Here is a 19,229-nt window from a genome sequence, read left to right as displayed (position 1 = left end):
AAATACATTTTCTGCTACATTCAGGACTTATACTTTTATGTGAAAAAACAACTATTTTTTATTTTTAGCAAGTTTTGCTAAAAAGATAAAGCTATAAGGTTTTAAAAAAGGTTATGCATTTAAAATATCTCAGTTTATGTTTATTTAGTTTGGGTTTGACCGCATGTGCGCAGCATAACCTACGTCCATCAGTGGCATCTGCCAACTTAGATCAAAAAGTCATTCAGGGTATGAATGCAATGTATGAATACCCAAGCTATGACTACCGCGGCCATTTTAAAGTTAATGTTCATCCAAATCAGCCTAAGAAAATCAGTACTGTAGAGAAAACGGCTCAGCTTGATGCTGGAGTGCAAAAAAAACTAGATCAATATTTACGTGAACAAAAAACTAATTTGAATAAAAAACAGAAGCAGGCGCTTTATGCTGCAATTGCAAATGAGCAATCTGTTTCGGGTGTATCTGACGAATCACGTTCAGAAAAAGTAAATGCCGTATTAATAAATTTATTAAATGATCTCCAATTTAGTTACGATGGTTCAGTTCATTACCGTCAAAAAATGGGGTCATTAAATCTCACGGCAAGATATGAGAAACCGACCTTATTGGTACAGGCAAAATTGCCAATGGTACTTGATCTGAAAGACTATAAATTTTACGTTAATTATTTCGGATTAATGCCTTATTTGGTCAATAAAGACAATCAAAATAACTTGGCGTATGTCGATTTTTCAAAGTATAAAAATCTGTTTACAAACGTCGATATGAAGAAGTTTGTTGAATATGCGAAAGCTTCTAGCGCGGTATCTTATCGTTTGGCTGAACCTCAAAATTTACAGCGTTTACCAATTACTGATGCTGACCGTAAAGCCGGAATTGTAGAAAAAATTCGCTTAAAAGATACGGTCGAAGAGTTATTGCTGCAATCGGAACTCTATGGTCAAGTCAATGAAAAATATTTGCAAAAAAATGTTTTAGGTTTTGATGACCAAAAGATTGCTGAATCTATAGCAACTGATCTTGCTGCTTCTGAAGCTAAGAAAAAGGCGACTGGTGCTGAGGGACAGAAGGTTTCTTCTGAAGATGCAGCGGCTGTCAGTCAGCAACTTTATTCGCTTATTAATGCTCATTTTGGCAATACATTGGCTTCTGAGGAAGGTGATGAAGACCAAGCAAGTGCAGCTCAAGATGTGGCAGCAGCAGAAGCAGCCTCTGATTCAGCTCAAGCCGAAGACATTGCTGTTGCAAATGCTGAACCAACTGCACAAGATGAAGAAGTGGCTACACTTACAGAAGATCAGTGTGTTGAATTACAGTCTCTTAAGAAACCAGTTGCCTTAGGTGATATTAATTACTGTCAAATTTACGGTATTAATGTGCTTGATCAGAGCGCTGTAAATACCGAAAAAACTCAGATGAAAGCTCGTCAAGCTGCCCTAAAACAAACTTTTGCTGCTTATGATCAGAACCAGTTTGTGAATGATGATGCATTTAAAGCTTTATGGTTAAAACATAAAGCCGAGATTGAGCAAGCTTTACCAAAAAAAAGAAATCCAATTACGATTGATGTTGGACTTGATGAAAAAGGCCGTTTAGTTAACGCAGACTATGATGTGGCATATACACCAGCCGAGTTTAATCATCGCTTTAATATTAAAGCGGACATGCAAATTTTAAATTATGGTAAAGCCACTTCAATTGATCAGCAGCAGCTTAAACAAGCTAAATCAGTTGCTGAAGCAAGCAAAGGTTCGCTATTTGAAAACTTTGTAAAAGGCTTTAGTGAAAAACTTGGGCAGAGTGATGTTTCTGAACATCCAGTTGGCTTACATAGCGATGTACAAGATTTAGATTCTAGTCTAGCGCTGTTGGCTAACCAAACTTATGATGCAACACGTGCCTATGACAAAACGTATAAGGCTGTGTTTATTGCAAAATTGACTGCCGAAAAACCGTCATATATTAATTATTATTCAGTTCAACAGTTGCAAGAAATTGCTGAAGTTTATGCTTACTGGTTCTCTGAAGAAGAAACTTATAATCCTCAAGGTAAGGCTTTAGAGCGTATAGAAGCATTGCAGAAAAAGCATCATCTTGAGCAAGAAGAGCAATTTGATAATGATTTAGGTCGTGCTGTGGACCATATTGTGATTACGACAATACAAGGTGAGGCAGGGCGTGAAGCATGGCAAAAATTACAGAAACAATATAAGCAGCCTGATCAGCTTTTCTCGAAGCAATATCAATTAAAATTTGAACAACAAAATGGTGCTTCTGCTGAAGAAAAACCATTGTTGTCGCAAACAGCTGATATTTTAGGTAAGGCTTATGCTGCTGCGCGTAAACAGCAACTTACGGAAAAAACAATTCAGAATTTAAAACCTGAACATAATGAATTTATTGATTATGAGATTTTCCGAGATGTTTATAAGCAGATGGTTACAGCTAAAAAATAATAGATGAGATAAAAAAAGAACCTACTTTAAGTAGGTTCTTTTTTGTTTTATAGAAAATCTTTTAATTCAGGTCTCACACCATTCCATATATAGAAGGCTTCAATAGCCTGACCCACTAACATCCCAAAACCTTCCGCATAAGGCACATTGCGTTGTTTAGCTTGCTCAAGGAAACTAGACGGCTTGCCATAAGCCATTTCATAGGCATATTTGAACTCTAGATTTTCTGGTAATTGTAATGCATCACCTGAAAGGCTTGCAGAAGTTGCATTAATTACAATGTCAAAACTCCCTTCTAACTCACTTAGAGAAATTGCTTGTAATTGAGCTTGAGGAACTGCTGCTTTTAAGTCATCTACCAGTTGCTCTGCACGAACGAGAGTACGGTTTGCAATCACAATCTTCTTAGCACCAGCCTGTACCAATGGGTAAATAACACCACGAGTTGCACCCCCAGCTCCTAAAATTAAAATATTTGTATTTTCTAGGTTCCAGTCTAAGGCTTGAATTGCGGCCACTAAGCCTTGGCCATCAGTATTATCGCCGTGCAATTTACCATTCTGCATCCATAACGTATTCACCGCTTTCGCAATTTGAGCGCGTTCGGTTAACACATCACACAAAGCAAAAGCTTGTTCTTTAAATGGTACGGTAACGTTCATGCCACTTCCGCCATTGGCAAAGAAACTACGCATACTCGGTTCAAAACCATCAAGAGGGGCAAGACGTTTTTGATAGTCGAGATCAACACCTGTTTTTTCAGCGAAAGCATGATGCAATTCAGGAGAGCGTGATTGTTCGATTGGGTTGCCAATTACTGCAAACTGTTTGGTCATTCTTATATCCAAAATTTTAAAATGGCATGAAGCAGTTAAAAACGTGTGCTGAATATTCAGCAGGCCTCACTATAAGCCAAATTGGAATAAGAAAAAATATTTGAATGAGGTTCAGAAAAGTGAAAATAAAAAAGGAGATTCTCTAGGGTGGAAGCCAAAGAATCTCCAAAAAGCAAAAAATTAAGCAACTTTTTCTTTTAGATTTAACCAGTCACGTGGTTTTAGGTAGTAGTCAGTTAAACGTTTCTCTGGGGAATCTTCATCCCATTCAGGACGATACGACCAACCTGCAAGGTTAGGGAGGCTGACTAAAATAGATTCGATACGTCCACCTGTTTGTAAGCCAAACAATGTTCCACGGTCATATACTAAGTTATATTCAACATATCTACCGCGACGGTAAAGCTGAAATTCACGTTGAGCTTCGGTATAAGGCTGTTCACGATGTTTTTCAAAAATTGGCAGAATGGCATTTAAATAACCATTACCTACAGCTTGAATATATTTAAAGCAAGTTTCGAAATCCCAGCCATTGAGATCATCAAAAAATAAACCACCAACACCACGTTGTTCATCACGATGTTTTAAATAGAAATAATCATCACACCATTTTTTATGTTCAGCGTAGACATGCTCACCAAAAGGCTGACATAAGTCATGAGCGGCTTGATGCCAATCGATAACATCTTGCTCATCTGGATAAAAAGGAGTTAAGTCAAAACCACCGCCAAACCACCAAATCGGATCTTGTCCTTCAGGTTCTGCAACGAATAAACGTACATTGGCATGAGAAGTCGGAATATTCGGGTTTTTAGGGTGAATCACTAACGAAACGCCAAGCGCTTGAGCTTTAGCGCCAGCAATTTGAGGGTGTCTTTCTGTAGCGGAAGCGGGCAGTTTACTAATGTTGATGTGAGAGAACATCACACCACCTTTTTCAATCACTGTACCATTTTGCAATACGCGTGAACGTCCACCACCACCTTCCTGACGTTCCCAATCATCAATAATAAATTCACTCGTACCGCCACCAGCTTTTTCTTGTTGTTCTAAACCAGCACATATACGGGCTTGTAAATCGAGGAGAAATTCGCGGACACGTTGAATATCTGTGGAAGTCGGATGTTGCATAATGACCCTCAAAGATGATTGAGATAGGAGATAGATACATCAAAACACAAAACCATAAAAAAAGTAAGGGATTTTTAAGAAATGTCTCAAAAATCCCCTGCAATTGCTTTTTTAATATTTATTTTTTTAAAAAATCATCTTTTTGGTAAAGGTGATCCATACGTTCACGTTTAGTTTTTAAATATTGTTCATTAAAAGGGTTACGTCCAACCGTTAATGGAACACGGTCAACAACATTAATTCCTTGATCTTTGAGTGCCTGAATTTTCAAAGGATTATTGGTAATTAATTTAACTTCTTTTACTTCTAAATGATCTAGCATGATGCTACACATGTCGTAACGACGTGCATCGGCAGGTAAATTTAAAAGTAAATTAGCATCTACGGTGTCATGACCTTGATCTTGTAAAGCATAGGCGCGAATTTTATTTGTAAGCCCAATACCACGGCCTTCTTGACGTAAATATAAAATAACGCCTTGGCCTGTCTCGTTGATGAGCTTTTGAGTTGCCTGTAATTGAGGACCACAGTCGCATTTTAATGATGCAAAGGCATCACCTGTTAAACATTCTGAATGTACACGAACCAAAACAGGGCCTGTAGGGGGATTTTCTAACCCTTTAGAAAGTGCCACATGTTCTTCACCTGATACTGGATCTTGAAACACAGAAATATTGAATTCACCAAAAGCGGTCGGGAGTTTTGATGTTGCAATGAACTCTATAGGCACAGATTAACTCATCTTTTAACCGAAAACGGTTTAAAGTATAGCGTAATGCTGGGAGATTGGTCGAATTGTCATAATCATTTTGCACACTAAGGTTTTCTTTTTTGTATAAAGATGACGATAATAGTTGATAAATAGTCAGATTATTCAGGATAATCTGCCAACCATACCCATGATGTATGAGAGACTGCTTTGCATGACCTCGTTCGCAAATGTGGCTGATTGAAGGTGACTTCATTCGATTGTATGATCGACCCATTTTGACCCAGCTTAGGATTTGCCAGGCTTATAAAGGCTTTGCCACATATGTTGTATACCGAAATTCCAACTCAACGCCCTGTTACGCCATTGTTAGATGCAATTGATCATCCTCAACAATTACGTCAGCTCGAGCATAGCCAATTGGTTCAAGTGGCTGATGAGTTGCGTCAATATATTTTATATGCAGCAGGCCAGAGTGGTGGCCATTTCGGTGCTAATCTCGGCGTGGTTGAGCTGACGGTTGCGCTGCATTATTGCTTTAATACACCAAATGACCGATTAGTTTGGGATGTGGGACATCAGGCGTATCCGCATAAAGTCCTGACAGGTCGTCGTGAGCAAATGACGACGATTCGTTCTAAGAATGGTTTAGCAGCATTTCCAGCCAGAGAAGAATCCGTTTTTGATACATTCGGCGTAGGACATTCATCAACAGCAATTTCAGCTGGTTTAGGAATGTCGTTAGCACGTCGCTATCAAAATGATCCATGTGAAGTCGTTTGTATTGTTGGTGATGGTGCAATGACAGCAGGTATGGCGTTTGAAGCCATGAACGACGCTGTTGCACATGATGCTGATTTAATTGTTGTGCTGAATGACAATGACATGTCAATTTCTTGTAGCACAGGCGGTTTTGCTAAACATTTAGCTGCAATTTGGGAAAAAGGCCATTTAGTAAATGTAGATGAACATGGTGAGGCTTACATTCAGCCACATCCAAAATGGACCTATAACTCTCGTTTGCATCAATCAGCAACAGATGCGGCAGATAATTTATTTAAAGCAATTGGTTTTGATTATTTTGGCCCATTCGATGGCCATGATGTAAATCAACTGGCCCAAGTATTTAATGCTCTCAAGAAGCGTAAAGGCCCGCGTTTAGTCCACGTCTATACTAAAAAAGGTAAAGGTTTCACTCCAGCAGAAGCGGATCCGATTACCTACCATGCAATTAGCAAAATTAATGCAGCCTCAGCAGGTAAAACACCACCTAAATATTCTGATGTATTTGGTCAGTGGTTATGTGATGAAGCGGCACAAGATGAGCGCCTACTTGCAATCACACCAGCGATGTGTGAAGGCTCAGGTATGGTTCAGTTTGCTAAAGAATTTCCGCAGAGATTTTTTGATGTAGCGATTGCTGAACAGCATGCAGTAACACTTGCAGCAGGAATGGCTTGTGAAGGCTTAAAACCTGTTGTTGCGATCTACTCAACATTCTTACAGCGTGGTTATGATCAGCTTATTCATGATGTCGCATTACAAAACCTTGATGTGACTTTCGGAATTGACCGTGCAGGTTTGGTTGGTGAAGATGGTCCAACTCATGCAGGTGCATATGATTATGCATACATGCGTACAGTGCCAAACATGGTCATCATGGCACCAAAAGATGAAAATGAATGCCGTCAGATGCTTCATACAGCCTATATCTATAATGGACCAGCGGCGGTACGTTACCCACGTGGCGCAGGTGTAGGTGTTGAAATTCAGCAAGAGTTGACTGCTATTGAGTTAGGAAAAGCTGAAATCGTTGCTGAAATTAAATCTGCTTGTGATGAACAGATTACAATTTTAGCATTTGGTAGCCGCGTTATGGTTGCCATAGAAGCTGCTGAGCAATTTGCACAAAAACATGATGTGGGTGTGCGTGTTGTAAATATGCGTTTTGTGAAACCACTTGATGAAAAAATTATTCGTGATTTGGCTGAGCACACACATTTATTTGTCACTGTTGAAGAGCATGCCGTTATGGGTGGCGCCGGAAGTGCGGTAAATGAGTTCATGGCTCAAGAACAAATTGTGAAACCTATCATTAATTTAGGCTTACCAGATTTGTTCTTACAACAGGCTTCACATGGACAAATGTTGCAAGACTGTGGTCTAGACGCTAAGGGTATTTTGAGCTCAATTGAGAAAGTTTGGATCAAGTTAAACCAGGTCGTTTAACCCTCAATAAAATTTTTGAAACATTTTCCCCCTAAAAGCGCATATATTTGCTAAAATATTTGCGCTTTTATGCATTATTCTTTGTCAAAATCTTCAAATTTGTCTAGTGGGTGTTCAATGGAACCTATGGTGGTTATGGCTGCGCGTGCGGCTCAAACAGTTGGTCAAGAGCTTTTAAAAGCGCATCAAAATCGTCATAAACTCGATTTACAAGTTGAAGAGAAAGGCATTGATGGCCCAGTAACACGTGTAGATCGTTATTTAGAACAGTTAGCGATTGATACGTTGCGTAAAAGTTATAAAAACCATAGCTTCTTAGGTGAAGAGTTTGGTTTACAAGAAGGCAAAGGCCATGATGCAGAGTGGTGCTGGGTAATTGACCCGCTTGATGGCACACAAAACTTTATTAATGGTTTCCCTCATTTCTGTATTTCTATTGCAGTTCAGCATAAAGGTGTTACTCAACACGGCGTAATCTACGATCCAGTACGTGATGAGTTATTCTCTGCAAGCCGTGGTCGCGGTGCAGTTATGAATCAACGCCGTATTCGTGTAAATGTAAAAGATAGTTTAGAAAATACATTCTTGGCAGTAGGCCATCCTTACCGTGCTAAACGTGCTGGTGAAATCGTATCTTATGCAGAGCAGCATTTCGCATCATTATTAGCTGTTACTGAAGCAGGTGCACAAATCCGTCGTGGTGGTTCAGCTGCTCTAGATTTAGCGTATGTAGCCGCAGGTCGTTTCGATGGCTTCTTTGAGCTTGGTTTAAAGCCATGGGATATTGCTGCTGGTGAACTTATTCTTAAAGAAGCGGGCGGTGTAGTTGTTGACGCACGTGGTGGTAATAATTCACTTGAAAATGGTCAAGTACTTGCATGTTCGCTTAAATTGCTAAAACCTTTAATGCAAACAGTTGTTCCAGCTTGGGATAAAGCTGCAAAATAATTTGGTTCATTATTAATAAAACCCTCTGTAATCAGAGGGTTTTATGTTTTAAATAAAGATTAAAATTAAGTTAATTCAAGAAATATGCATAAAGTTGATTAAAAAAGGTGACTTTTAAATTATTTCTGCTATAATCCGCCAACGCACTTAAATTTCCGTTCATTACCTGAACATTCTGTTCTATTCATTGTAAGCGCACGCTGTCCATAGAGAGGACCATTACTTGCGCCCCAATCGCTCAGCGATTCTTCAGGTTCGGCCGTAATCAAGCGTGCGTTTAGTCCACATCGTCGTTACTCGGATTGCTGCTGAAAAAACGTTTCAGCTAATTTTGCTTTGCCGCTTTTTGCCGATGTCTATTTTTTTGTATTTATTAAAAATGGAGCACCCACAAGGGTGAAACTCTCTATGAGCAAAACTTTTGCCGAATTTTCTTTGCATGAAACCTTACAACAAGCGCTTGAAGGTTTAGGTTTTACTGCCCCGACTCCTGTGCAAGAACAAGCAATTCCTGCTGCTTTAGAAGGTAAAGACCTTCTCGTATCAAGCCAAACTGGCTCTGGTAAAACTGCTGCATTCTTACTCCCAACATTAAATGCTTTAGCTGGTCAAGAGACTGTTGTACCGTTCAAAGACCGTATGAAAGCAGTAACTCAACCGAATATCTTGGTAATTTCACCAACTCGTGAATTGGCTCAGCAAGTAAGTCAAGATGCAATTGCATTTGTACGTCACATGAAAGGTGTTCGTATTGCTGCCATTATGGGTGGTATGCCATTTGCAAAACAAATTCAACAATTAAAAGGCGCGCAAGTTGTTGTTGCAACACCTGGTCGTTTACTTGACTTGGTAAATCGTCGTCAAATTAAATTAGATCAAGTAGATGCTTTAATCGTTGATGAAGCGGACCGTATGCTTGACCTAGGTTTCTCTGAAGACTTAGAAGCAATTAGCGAATTAGCGGCTAACCGTAAACAAACATTAATGTTCTCTGCAACATTTGCTGACCGTATTATTCGTCTTGCATCATGCATGATGAAAGATCCTATGCGTATCGCAATTGAAACAGGTCATTCAACCAATACTGATATTACACAAACATTGCATTGGACTGATGGCTTCGAACATAAGAAAAAATTACTTACCCATTGGTTAAGTGATGAAAACTTAGATCAAGCTGTTGTTTTTGCTAGTACGCAAGAAGATACAGATATGTTGGCAGAAGAACTTGCTGAAGCAGGTCATTCTGTAGTTGCACTTCATGGTGCAATGCCACAAACAGTTCGTAACCGTCGTTTACGTAGTATTCGTGAAGGTCGTGCAAAAATCTTAGTTGCAACTGACGTTGCTGCTCGTGGTCTTGACGTTCCGACAATCTCTCACGTAATTAACTTCGGTCTTCCGATGAAGCATGAAGATTATGTACACCGTATTGGTCGTACTGGTCGTGCTGGTCGTACTGGTCAAGCAATTACTTTAGCGACTTATCGTGAACGCGGTAAGATTCGTGCACTTGAAGAATATTTAGAAGCGCGTTTAAGTGTTTCTGAAATTGAAGGCTTAGAGCCATCTCCACCTCCTGCTCGTTCAGGTCGTGATGGCGGTGGTCGTGGTCGTGGCGGTAATGGCGGTAGCCGTGATGGTCGTCGTGGTGGCGGCGGTTTCGGTGGTGGTCGTCGTTTTGAAGGCGAAAGCAACTTCAAACGCCGTGAAGGTGGTCGTGATGACCGTCCACGTCGTAGCTTCGATGATAAACCACGTGGTGAGCGTCCAGCATTTGGTGGTGAAGATCGTCCACGTCGCGAGTTCAATTCAGACCGTCCACGTCGTGAAGGTGGTTTTGAAGATCGTCCACGTCGTGAGTTTGGTTCAGATCGTCCGCGTCGCGAAGGTGGTTTCAATGATAAACCGCGTTTTGACTCGAATGATGACAACCGTGGTAATCGCGTAGATTATAAACCACGTCGTGAAAGTGGTTTTGGTGATCGTCCAAAACGTAGCTTCGGTGGTGAAGATCGTCCACGTCGTAGTTTTGATGACAAACCACGTGGCGAGCGTCCAGCGTTTGGTGGTGAAGATCGTCCACGTCGTAGTTTTGATGACAAACCACGTGGTGAACGTCCAGCGTTCGGTGGTGAAGATCGTCCGCGTCGCGAGTTCAACTCAGATCGTCCACGTCGTGAAGGCGGTTTCAGCGATAAGCCACGTCGTAGCTTCGATGACAAACCACGTGGTGAACGTCCAGCGTTTGGTGAAGATCGTCCAAAACGTAGCTTTGGTGGTGAAGATCGTCCGCGTCGTAGTTTTGATGATAAACCACCGCGTCGTAAGTTCGACCGCTAATCAATATTTAGTTTGAAAAAAAAGGCCAGTAAAAATACTGGCCTTTTTTATTTTTCAGTTTTGTTATAAACTAACAAAATGTGAATTGGTTCAATTTTTTATTAAATAATGCGTAAAAGTAAGCGAAAAGAGACAATAATGGCACAATTGAAGAACCTTCTGGTTCAGCATGGGTTGCCTTATCTTTTTATTGCACTCGTTTTGTGTAATGGTGTTTACTTCGCCTACGCTTTTCTAAATGGAAGTTCTGTTGAGCAATTCCAAGCTTCTGAATTGACCTCTTTTTACGAACATACTTCTTCGAATTCTCTCAAGTAAGTTAGCTTTGCTTTTGTCAAAATTACAACAAGTTTGCTAATTTTCAGTGTTATAGTATGCGTGCATAAAAGTGCAGGAACGATTGCCATTATGAATAATAAAACTCCTCTCTCGACTCAACCGCTTATTGAAGTGAAGAACTTGAGTTTTAATCGAGGGGAACGCGTCATTTATGACAATATTAGTTTAAATATACGTCGAGGCCAGATTACGGCCATTATGGGACCTTCTGGTACAGGTAAAACAACTTTATTACGTCTGATTGGTGGACAGTTAGTTCCAGATCAGGGGGAAGTTTTACTCGACGCTAAAGATATTGCCAAAATGTCTCGTCAGGAACTTTTTTCCGCTCGTGCACGTATGGGCATGTTATTTCAGAGTGGAGCTCTATTTACGGATATGTCCGTTTATGAAAATGTGGCGTTTCCAATCCGAGCGCACACAAAGCTTCCTGAAAATCTCATTGCTGAACTGGTTGCATTAAAACTTGAATCGGTGGGTCTACGTGGTTCTGAACAATTAATGCCGACAGAACTTTCAGGTGGTATGAATCGCCGTGTAGCATTGGCTCGCGCGATTGCACTTGATCCCGATTTAATCATGTACGATGAACCTTTTGCTGGTCAAGACCCAATTGTGAAAGGTGTTTTGACACGTTTAATTCGTTCACTACGTGAAGCGTTAGATTTAACAACAATTATTGTTTCGCATGATGTTGCAGAAACATTATCGATTGCTGACTACATCTATGTGGTAGCTGAAGGAAAAATTCAGGGAGAGGGTACACCTGAAGAGTTGCAAAAACATGCTTCTCCATTTGTACACCAATTCTTAACAGGTTCGGAAGAAGGACCAGTTGAATACCAGTTTAGTCAACAAGCTTATTTAAATAACGAGGTTCGTCCATGAATACGATTGCCTGGTTAGGTAGACTCGTTATTGAGCGGATTCGAGGCATTGGTGCTGCGGCATATATGCTCTTGCAGATTATTTTTTCACTTCCTACCAAGGGTGGTTTTGGTCGCTTTGGTTACCAAATGCACCGCGTAGGTGTGATGTCCTTACTTATTATTACCGTTTCTGGTTTGTTTATTGGTGCGGTTCTTGGCTTGCAGATGTATAGCATTTTGGTCACTTTCGGTGCTGAGTCGATGTTGGGTACAGCGATTTCGTTAACCTTACTCCGTGAGCTTGCTTCTGTGGTTGCTGCATTGCTATTTGCAGGACGAGCAGGTTCTGCATTGACTGCCGAAATTGGTTCAATGAAGCAAAGCGAACAGCTTGCCAGTATGGAAATGATCGGGGTTGACCCTTTAAAGCAAATCGTATCACCACGTCTTTGGGCAGGTATAGTCAGTTTGCCAATGTTAACTGTGATATTTGCCGCCATTGGGATTATTGGTGGCAAAATGGTCGGTGTTGACTTTTTAGGTGCTGATGAAGGCTCCTTCTGGAGTGGCATGCAAAATACAGTGCGTTTCGGGCATGACATTATCAATGGCACGATTATTAAAAGTATTGTTTTTGCTTTGATTTGTACATGGGTCGCTGTTTATCAAGGCTATGCCTGTGATCCGACACCAGAAGGCATTGCAACGGCAATGACCCGGACGGTTGTGTATTCTTCATTATGTGTTTTAGGTTTTGATTTCGTGTTGACTGCGGTCATGTTCGGAGGGATTTAATGAAATCACGTAGTAGTGAACTGGCCGTTGGTATCTTTGTTATTATCTTCGGTATTGCATTGTTTTTCTTAGCAATGAAAGTTAGTGGGCTTGTTGGTACGAACTTAAGCGATAGTTATACCATGAAGGCTCAATTTGATAACGTCAATGGGCTAAAGCCACGTGCTAAAGTGACAATGAGTGGTGTTACAATTGGTCGTGTTGATTCAATTACGCTTGATCCGGTTACGCGTTTGGCTACCGTAACATTTGGTTTAGATGGAAAGTTGACAAGTTTCAATCCTGAACAATTAAAAGAAGTTCAGAAGAATGCGTTGGAAGAGTTGCGTTATAGCTCAGATTATACTCAAGCTTCTCCAGAGCAACAAAAAGCAATGGAACAGCAACTGACCAGTAACATGACCTCCATCACAAGTATTGATGAAGATGCTTATATAATGGTAGCAACCAATGGTTTGTTGGGTGAAAAATATTTGAAAGTTGTGCCTGGTGGTGGTGTGAACTACTTGAAACGAGGTGACACGATTTCAAACACTCAAGGAACTATGGATTTAGAAGATTTAATTAGTAAATTTATTACTGGTGGTGGGGCTGGTAAAGTTGCTGCCGGTTCAGGCTCAACAGAAGCGAGTGCTCCTGCAAGCACTGATAAAGATAGTGCACAAGCCTCATTTGTTGAGTAAAAGATTATTTGAAGGAGTGGTTCCTGGTGAATACGTTGTTTAAACAAACCCTGACAGCAAGTCTTTTGTCTACCATGATTGCAGGTACAGCATTTGCTGCACCTTCAGAAGCACCACCTGATTTTATCAAGCGTGTTGCTGATGGTTTGATTGCTCGTTTAAAAGCTGATCATGCAAAATTGCAAAGTAATCCAGCATTAGTGAAGAGTATCGTACGTCAGAATTTAGACCCGTATGTTGATTCACAAGCATTTACTCGCATTGTAATGGGTACTTATGCAACAAATCAGTATAGTACAGCGGCACAGCGTGCTCAGTTCGAAACTAACTTCCGTAATACTTTAATTGAAAATTACGGTAGTGCATTTGCTAAATATACGAACCAAAGCTATACCATGCGCCCTTACAAGGCAACTGCGGGTAAAAACCCAGTAGTAACATTGGACTTCAGTCATAACGGCGACAAAATTCCTGTATCTTTCCAGTTAGCTGATAAAGGTACACAGTGGAAAATCCGTAATATCAATGTTTCTGGTATCGATTTAGGATTACAGTTCCGTAATCAGTTTGCTGCAACAGTGAAACGTAATGGCGGCGATTTGAATAAAGCAATTGCAACCTTCCAACCGGATGCAGACGCTGCTGTTAATCAGAACAAACAAAAATAGTAGGTGAAGAGTGGTTCAGTATATCAACCAACAATTGGTTGTTTCGGGAAAAATTGATTTTGAAAATGCGGAACAACAGTATCAGGCAGGTTTAGCTATCATCAAGAAGCAGCAAAGCTTTCCTCTGGTGGTAGATTTAACAGAGCTTGAGCATGGTAGTACCTTGGCATTGGCTGTTTTAGTTCAATGGTTACGAGTGACTCCACAAAAAGCTGGTTTGCATTTTAAAAATGTACCCGAAAAAATGCTGAAGATCATTCAAGCCTGCCATTTGCAGGAAGATCTACATTTGATCTGATGTTCTAGATGTAAAAAAGCACCTATATTTAGGTGCTTTTTTATGCTTTGGACTAGCATTTTATTACAAAGCTTAAATCCATTTTTTCCAGCGGAAATAAATAATAGGGCCAATAAAGAAACCGATAATAATCAGTAAAACGATGATGAAACTAGTCGTACCATGGGCAAAAGGAAGTACATCTGTGTTCATCCCATAGATGCTGGCAATAAGCATCGGAGGAGCTAACATACTTGGTAAGATCGAGAATCGACGGATCGTGTCATTCTGTTCGGTATTAATGAATCCAGACGTTGTATCAAGCAAGAATCGTACTTTTTGGAATAAGAAAGCATCATGTTCTACGAGTGAGCGGACATCTTCACTCAATTCTCGAATATCAGCATCGTAAATATGACTGCCTAATGCTCGAGGACGTGATAAAAAAGTAAGTACACGTCGTAAATCAATTAAACAGAGCTGAGCTTTTCCTAGCATGTCTTCTTGTTGAGCTAGGCGCGTAATCATGTCATCTAGATCTAGAATTTGTTCACGTTGGTGATTGTTAAGAACCTCTGTCGAGTATTTTTCTAAATCTTTGTGGATATCTTCTAAGATATCCGCAAGCTCATCGAGTTTTGCTTCAAGAAGACCTAATAAAATCCATGTTGGATCTTTATAGTCCATGTCGTAGTCATTTCGACGAGCACGCGCACGAAAGGCACGGAACGCAACTAATTTTTCTCCCCGCATGGTAAAGAGACGGTCTTTATGTAAAATAAATGCGACCGTTTGTACCATCGCTAAAATGTGTGATGAATCTTCTGCATCACCATCCACTTGATAGTTTTTATTTTTCGTTAAAAAATAAGTACTGATATGCAAAATACCATCATCATCACGGTAGAATCGTGCTGAGGATGAAATATCTTCAAGCGATTTTAGTGTGGGTAAATTTTGGTCATAGGCATCTAGTACCCATTGTTGCTCTTCTTGCGAGGGTGCAATAAGATCAAGCCAGACTAATTCGGGATGTAGATCAAATCCACCATTGATGGTGGCATCTTCCAGACTTCCGCGTTCTGTGGCATAAAAGGCTTCAAGCATGTGTCTTTTTTCCTCACGCAGTCTGATGGAAATGGATGGGTGTATTTTAGACAAGGATTTGCCGAAAAACACTTGCCAATACGCTATTTTGCAAAAAAAAACTCTATCGATAGTTTAGTTTGTCAGCATGACAGTTCAATAAAACGGTTTTTTACACTATGAATTCAATTTGTATTTTCTGCGGTTCATCTCTTGGTTCAAACCCAATTTTCCAACAAATTGCCAAAATTACAGGTGAGGCTATTGCAAAACAAGGTAAGACCTTGGTTTATGGCGGCGGTCGCTCAGGCTTAATGGGCGTTGTCGCTGATAGTGCCTTGCAGGCAGGTGGACAAGTCATTGGCGTGATTCCTCGTGCTTTGGTCGATCGTGAGTTAGCTCATCCGGGCTTAACCAAATTATATGTGGTCGAAAATATGCATGAGCGCAAAACCAAAATGGCGGATCTCTCCGATGGTTTTATTGCTTTACCTGGTGGTGCGGGTACATTGGAAGAAATCTTTGAACAATGGACGTGGGCGCAATTAGGTATTCATCAAAAGCCATGTGCCTTCTTAAATGTAGCTGGCTTTTATGAAGATTTACTTAAAATGATTCAAGGGACGGTAGATAATGGATTTAGCCAAGCACGGTTCGTTGATAAATTGATCGCATCAGACAAAATTGAAGATATTCTTCAACAATTTGAGCAATATCAGGCTCCTGCTCCAAAATGGACAAATGCAGATGTTCAACCATAAACGAGGTTAAATAAGTGAAAACAATTACGGTCGCTGCTGCAGTGATTTTGAACGAGCAAAATCAGTTGTTGCTCGTGAGAAAGCGTAATACTCATGCTTTTATGCAAGTGGGTGGTAAGCTGGAACCCAATGAGGCGCCAGAGATTACAATGCAGCGAGAAATTTTAGAAGAAGTTGGAAGTTCTTGTGTAATTGAGCAGTTTCTTGGTCGTTTCGAAACGGCAGCTGCCAATGAGCCAGACCATATTCTGGTCAGTCATTTATATCTTGTTCAGCTTGATCAGGCGCCTAAAATCGCAGCCGAAATTGCAGAAATGAGATGGGTTGATTTAAATGATTCAGAAACGCACCTTGCACCATTAACCCGTGAAATTGTTATTCCTTGGTGTGAGCAGCATTTATCTACAGTTTAATCATTTTAACTGGTCAAAGTTGCCGCTAAACAAGCGGCATGGATAGATGTGCAGCCTAATTGTTTAAGTGCTTGACTGAGCGCATGAATAGAGCTTCCAGTGGTTATTACATCATCAATAATAAGAACACGGCGATAACGCCGTTTTTCTTGAGAAAGCGCAATAAATTGTTGCTCAATGTTCTCAAAGCGTTCAAGTCGAGAAAGCCCTTTTTGCGAATGTTCAGCAAGACGTTGCACCGGCTGCCAAACAGGTATTTTTAATTGTTTGCTTAAGATGTTTGCGAGTAACAACGACTGATTAAAACCACGTTCGATTAAACGTTGATTTGAAATAGGCATAGGTACGATAGCTTGTACCTTGGGAAATTTGAGTTGTTGTAAAATTTCACCTAACAAAATTTCATAATGTAATTTCTGTTCATATTTAAACTGCTGAATGATTCGGCTAACTGGATAAGCATACTCACAAGCCACAAGAACTGATTGATCATTGCGTTGAATTGTTTGTTTAAGCCAAGGTAACTGCTTCCAACAGTCCTTACAGAGCGAATGTTTTTCACGTACATCTGACTCACATAACAAGCAAGGTGAGAGCAATTGAATAAGATGCTGTGGATTTAAGAAACTAAACATACGCGTAGCGAGGTGCTTCTGGAAGCCAACGTTTTAATAATGCATCTGCTTGTTCTGGATAATCTTTTAAGACTTGCTGAGCTACATAATGAGCTTGACTGAGTAAGTGATCATCTCGCTCTAAACGAGCAACTCTAAACCCCATATCCCCAGTTTGTTTAGTACCTAGTAATTCACCCGGTCCACGTAACTCAAGATCTTTTTCTGCGATCACAAAGCCATCATTGCTTTCTCTTAAAATAGAAAGTCTCTCTTGCCCATTTTGAGAAAGAGGCGTTTTGTATAAAAGGACGCAAAAGCTGGCTTGAGCGCCTCGACCTACGCGACCCCGTAACTGATGTAGCTGAGAAAGTCCTAAACGTTCAGCATTTTCAATGACCATAATAGAAGAGTTAGGAACATCTACCCCAACTTCAATGACCGTGGTTGCGATAAGAAGCTGTAACTCATTATTTTTGAACGCTTGCATAACTGACTGTTTTTCGTCAGCTTTCATTTTGCCATGCACTAAGCCAATATTAAGTTCAGGAAAGCGTTCTTTCATTTCTTGATAGGTAGCTTCTGCTGCTTGAGCATCTAAAGTCTCAGACTGCTCAACCAGTGTACATACCCAATATGCCTGTTTTCCATCTCTACAATTTGAAGCAATTCGTTGGAGTACTTCCTCTCGACGATCAAGGGGAATCGTAACAGTTTGAATTGGAGTACGGCCTGGTGGTAATTCATCAATAATTGATGTGTCTAAGTCCCCATAGGCACTCATTGCTAGTGTTCTTGGAATAGGGGTAGCTGTCATGACGAGTTGGTGCGGGGTGAATTGCTCAGCACCTTTATTACGTAAAGCTAAGCGCTGATCTACACCAAAACGATGTTGTTCATCAATAATTACTAGCCCTAATTTAGCGAAGCCAACATTGTCTTGAAATAAGGCATGTGTACCGACAATAAGTTCCGCGTGGCCTTCTTTAATCTGTTGTTCTGCTTGGGCACGGGCTTTACCTTTTTGTTTTCCAGACAACCACGCAACGGTAATACCTAATGGTTCAAACCAACGTTTAAAATTCAAATAGTGCTGTTCTGCAAGAATCTCAGTCGGGGCCATTAATGCAACTTGCCAATCCGCTTCTAAAGCATGGCAAGCTGCTACAGCAGCAACTAAGGTCTTTCCGGCACCTACGTCACCTTGTACTAGGCGCAGCATAGGTTGTTGTTGTTTTAAGTCATTTAGAATTTCTTTAGATACACGTTTTTGTGCATTGGTCATTTGAAAAGGTAAAGCTTCTAAAAGCTTTTTAGCTAATATTTTACTGCTTGAGAAAGCAGGGGATGCAATTTGACGAATATAAGCACGGCGATTAAGCAAACTAATCTGGTGTGCAACCAGTTCTTCAAAAATAAGTCGTTGTTGGGCTGGGTGTGAACCTTGGGCCAACTGGAGCATATTGGCATCAACAGGAGGCTCATGAATGTAATACAAAGCCTCTTTAAGCGCATAGCCATTAGTATATTTTTTGGGGAGCAGCTCTGGTAAGGCATCACTATGGTGCTTTAAAGCTTGTTTTACATATTCGCGCAGTTTGGGTTGAGTTAGCCCATCTGTACTTGGATAAATTGCTGTAAGCTGAGTTTTTGGTAGAGGTGTATGTTCATGAATGAGCTGAATTTCGGGATGATACATCTCAAGTCCGCGAGCGCCGACACGAACTTCACCAAAAATACGTAAACGATGACCAGGCTTTATTTTGTCAGTCAGGTTTTTATAAATATGATAAAAGCGTAAGGTGACTTTACCGAATTCATCTTGAACCAAGGCTGCCATAGATTTTCTTTTCCCTGGAGGAAAATCAATTGATCTGACTTCACCTTCAAGTAAATAGCTACGCCCAACCACAAGTTGATTCATTGCAATAATCGTACTGCGGTCTTCATAATCACGTGGCAGATGAAACAGTAAATCATCTGTGGTAAAAATATTTAGTTTTTCGAGTAGGGCTGCTGAAGCCGATCCAACGCCTTGTAACTGATGGACTGAAGTCATGTCCCCTCAACGA

At 40.5% G+C, this 19,229-nt stretch carries 18 protein-coding genes; 12 read left to right on the top strand and 6 right to left on the bottom strand.

What is annotated here, in order from left to right:
• The first annotated feature begins 113 nt into the window (after positions 1-113).
• A complete protein-coding gene (locus ODQ17_RS13900) occupies positions 114-2,456 on the top strand; it encodes a hypothetical protein (RefSeq protein ID WP_322904387.1) in 2,343 nt (780 codons plus the stop codon).
• A 47-nt stretch (positions 2,457-2,503) separates the two neighbouring features.
• Here ODQ17_RS13900 and aroE read toward each other — a convergent pair whose 3' ends face one another.
• The 3 genes from aroE to ribA form a co-directional block, all read right to left on the bottom strand.
• Positions 2,504-3,292 (bottom strand): shikimate dehydrogenase, encoded by a 789-nt coding sequence (gene aroE, locus ODQ17_RS13895; protein ID WP_322904385.1) that lies wholly within the window; start codon positions 3,290-3,292, stop codon positions 2,504-2,506.
• Positions 3,293-3,472: 180 nt separating this feature from the next.
• Positions 3,473-4,423 carry an oxygen-dependent coproporphyrinogen oxidase gene (gene hemF, locus ODQ17_RS13890; protein WP_322904383.1) on the bottom strand — a complete coding sequence of 317 codons (951 nt, stop codon included), beginning with the start codon at positions 4,421-4,423 and terminating at the stop codon, positions 3,473-3,475.
• Between the two features lie 118 nt (positions 4,424-4,541).
• Positions 4,542-5,153 (bottom strand): GTP cyclohydrolase II, encoded by a 612-nt coding sequence (gene ribA, locus ODQ17_RS13885; RefSeq protein ID WP_252061090.1) that lies wholly within the window; start codon positions 5,151-5,153, stop codon positions 4,542-4,544.
• 303 nt (positions 5,154-5,456) lie between these two features.
• On the opposite strand from ribA, the gene dxs reads away from it, so the two are divergent.
• The 9 genes from dxs (at position 5,457) to ODQ17_RS13840 (ending at position 14,304) form a co-directional block, all read left to right on the top strand.
• A complete protein-coding gene (gene dxs / locus ODQ17_RS13880) occupies positions 5,457-7,361 on the top strand; it encodes a 1-deoxy-D-xylulose-5-phosphate synthase (RefSeq protein ID WP_322904380.1) in 1,905 nt (634 codons plus the stop codon).
• A 117-nt stretch (positions 7,362-7,478) separates the two neighbouring features.
• Positions 7,479-8,309 (top strand): inositol monophosphatase family protein, encoded by an 831-nt coding sequence (locus tag ODQ17_RS13875; protein WP_004789677.1) that lies wholly within the window; start codon positions 7,479-7,481, stop codon positions 8,307-8,309.
• A gap of 408 nt (positions 8,310-8,717) precedes the next feature.
• Positions 8,718-10,652 (top strand): DEAD/DEAH box helicase, encoded by a 1,935-nt coding sequence (locus ODQ17_RS13870; protein WP_013196768.1) that lies wholly within the window; start codon positions 8,718-8,720, stop codon positions 10,650-10,652.
• Positions 10,653-10,760: 108 nt separating this feature from the next.
• Complete coding sequence (locus ODQ17_RS13865; RefSeq protein ID WP_322904378.1) at positions 10,761-10,970, top strand: hypothetical protein; 210 nt, start codon at positions 10,761-10,763, stop codon at positions 10,968-10,970.
• A gap of 90 nt (positions 10,971-11,060) precedes the next feature.
• Positions 11,061-11,879, top strand: coding sequence for an ABC transporter ATP-binding protein (locus ODQ17_RS13860; protein ID WP_199943436.1), 819 nt, complete (start codon positions 11,061-11,063; stop codon positions 11,877-11,879).
• Positions 11,876-12,655, top strand: coding sequence for a lipid asymmetry maintenance ABC transporter permease subunit MlaE (mlaE, locus tag ODQ17_RS13855; protein WP_322904376.1), 780 nt, complete (start codon positions 11,876-11,878; stop codon positions 12,653-12,655). The genes ODQ17_RS13860 and mlaE overlap by 4 nt, the downstream gene beginning before the upstream one ends.
• The gene (gene mlaD / locus ODQ17_RS13850) at positions 12,655-13,338 is read left to right on the top strand and encodes an outer membrane lipid asymmetry maintenance protein MlaD (RefSeq protein WP_005301188.1); all 684 of its coding nucleotides are present in this window, start codon (positions 12,655-12,657) and stop codon (positions 13,336-13,338) included. The genes mlaE and mlaD overlap by 1 nt, the downstream gene beginning before the upstream one ends.
• Positions 13,339-13,364: 26 nt before the next feature.
• The gene (locus ODQ17_RS13845) at positions 13,365-14,006 is read left to right on the top strand and encodes an MlaC/ttg2D family ABC transporter substrate-binding protein (RefSeq protein WP_004789665.1); all 642 of its coding nucleotides are present in this window, start codon (positions 13,365-13,367) and stop codon (positions 14,004-14,006) included.
• Positions 14,007-14,016: 10 nt separating this feature from the next.
• A complete protein-coding gene (locus ODQ17_RS13840; RefSeq protein ID WP_322904374.1) occupies positions 14,017-14,304 on the top strand; it encodes an STAS domain-containing protein in 288 nt (95 codons plus the stop codon).
• 72 nt (positions 14,305-14,376) lie between these two features.
• On the opposite strand, the gene ODQ17_RS13835 is transcribed toward ODQ17_RS13840, so the two are convergent.
• Complete coding sequence (locus ODQ17_RS13835) at positions 14,377-15,390, bottom strand: CorA family divalent cation transporter (protein ID WP_004789661.1); 1,014 nt, start codon at positions 15,388-15,390, stop codon at positions 14,377-14,379.
• Positions 15,391-15,548: 158 nt separating this feature from the next.
• Between ODQ17_RS13835 and ODQ17_RS13830 the strand changes: the two genes are divergently transcribed.
• Both ODQ17_RS13830 and ODQ17_RS13825 read left to right on the top strand, forming a co-directional pair.
• Positions 15,549-16,130: a TIGR00730 family Rossman fold protein gene (locus tag ODQ17_RS13830; RefSeq protein ID WP_004789659.1), complete on the top strand. Its 582-nt coding sequence runs from the start codon at positions 15,549-15,551 to the stop codon at positions 16,128-16,130.
• Positions 16,131-16,144: 14 nt separating this feature from the next.
• A complete protein-coding gene (locus tag ODQ17_RS13825; protein ID WP_322904372.1) occupies positions 16,145-16,543 on the top strand; it encodes an NUDIX hydrolase in 399 nt (132 codons plus the stop codon).
• A 5-nt stretch (positions 16,544-16,548) separates the two neighbouring features.
• Here ODQ17_RS13825 and ODQ17_RS13820 read toward each other — a convergent pair whose 3' ends face one another.
• Positions 16,549-17,178 carry a ComF family protein gene (locus ODQ17_RS13820; protein WP_322904370.1) on the bottom strand — a complete coding sequence of 210 codons (630 nt, stop codon included), beginning with the start codon at positions 17,176-17,178 and terminating at the stop codon, positions 16,549-16,551.
• Complete coding sequence (recG, locus tag ODQ17_RS13815) at positions 17,171-19,216, bottom strand: ATP-dependent DNA helicase RecG (protein ID WP_151767397.1); 2,046 nt, start codon at positions 19,214-19,216, stop codon at positions 17,171-17,173. The genes ODQ17_RS13820 and recG overlap by 8 nt, the downstream gene beginning before the upstream one ends.
• Between the last annotated feature and the right edge of the window lie 13 nt (positions 19,217-19,229).

The sequence above is a fragment of the Acinetobacter sp. IRS14 genome (assembly GCF_034650275.1).
Classification (GTDB): Bacteria; Pseudomonadota; Gammaproteobacteria; order Pseudomonadales; family Moraxellaceae; genus Acinetobacter; species Acinetobacter oleivorans.
Note: the sequence above shows the minus strand (reverse complement) of the source record. Positions and strands in the feature narration are given on the sequence as shown.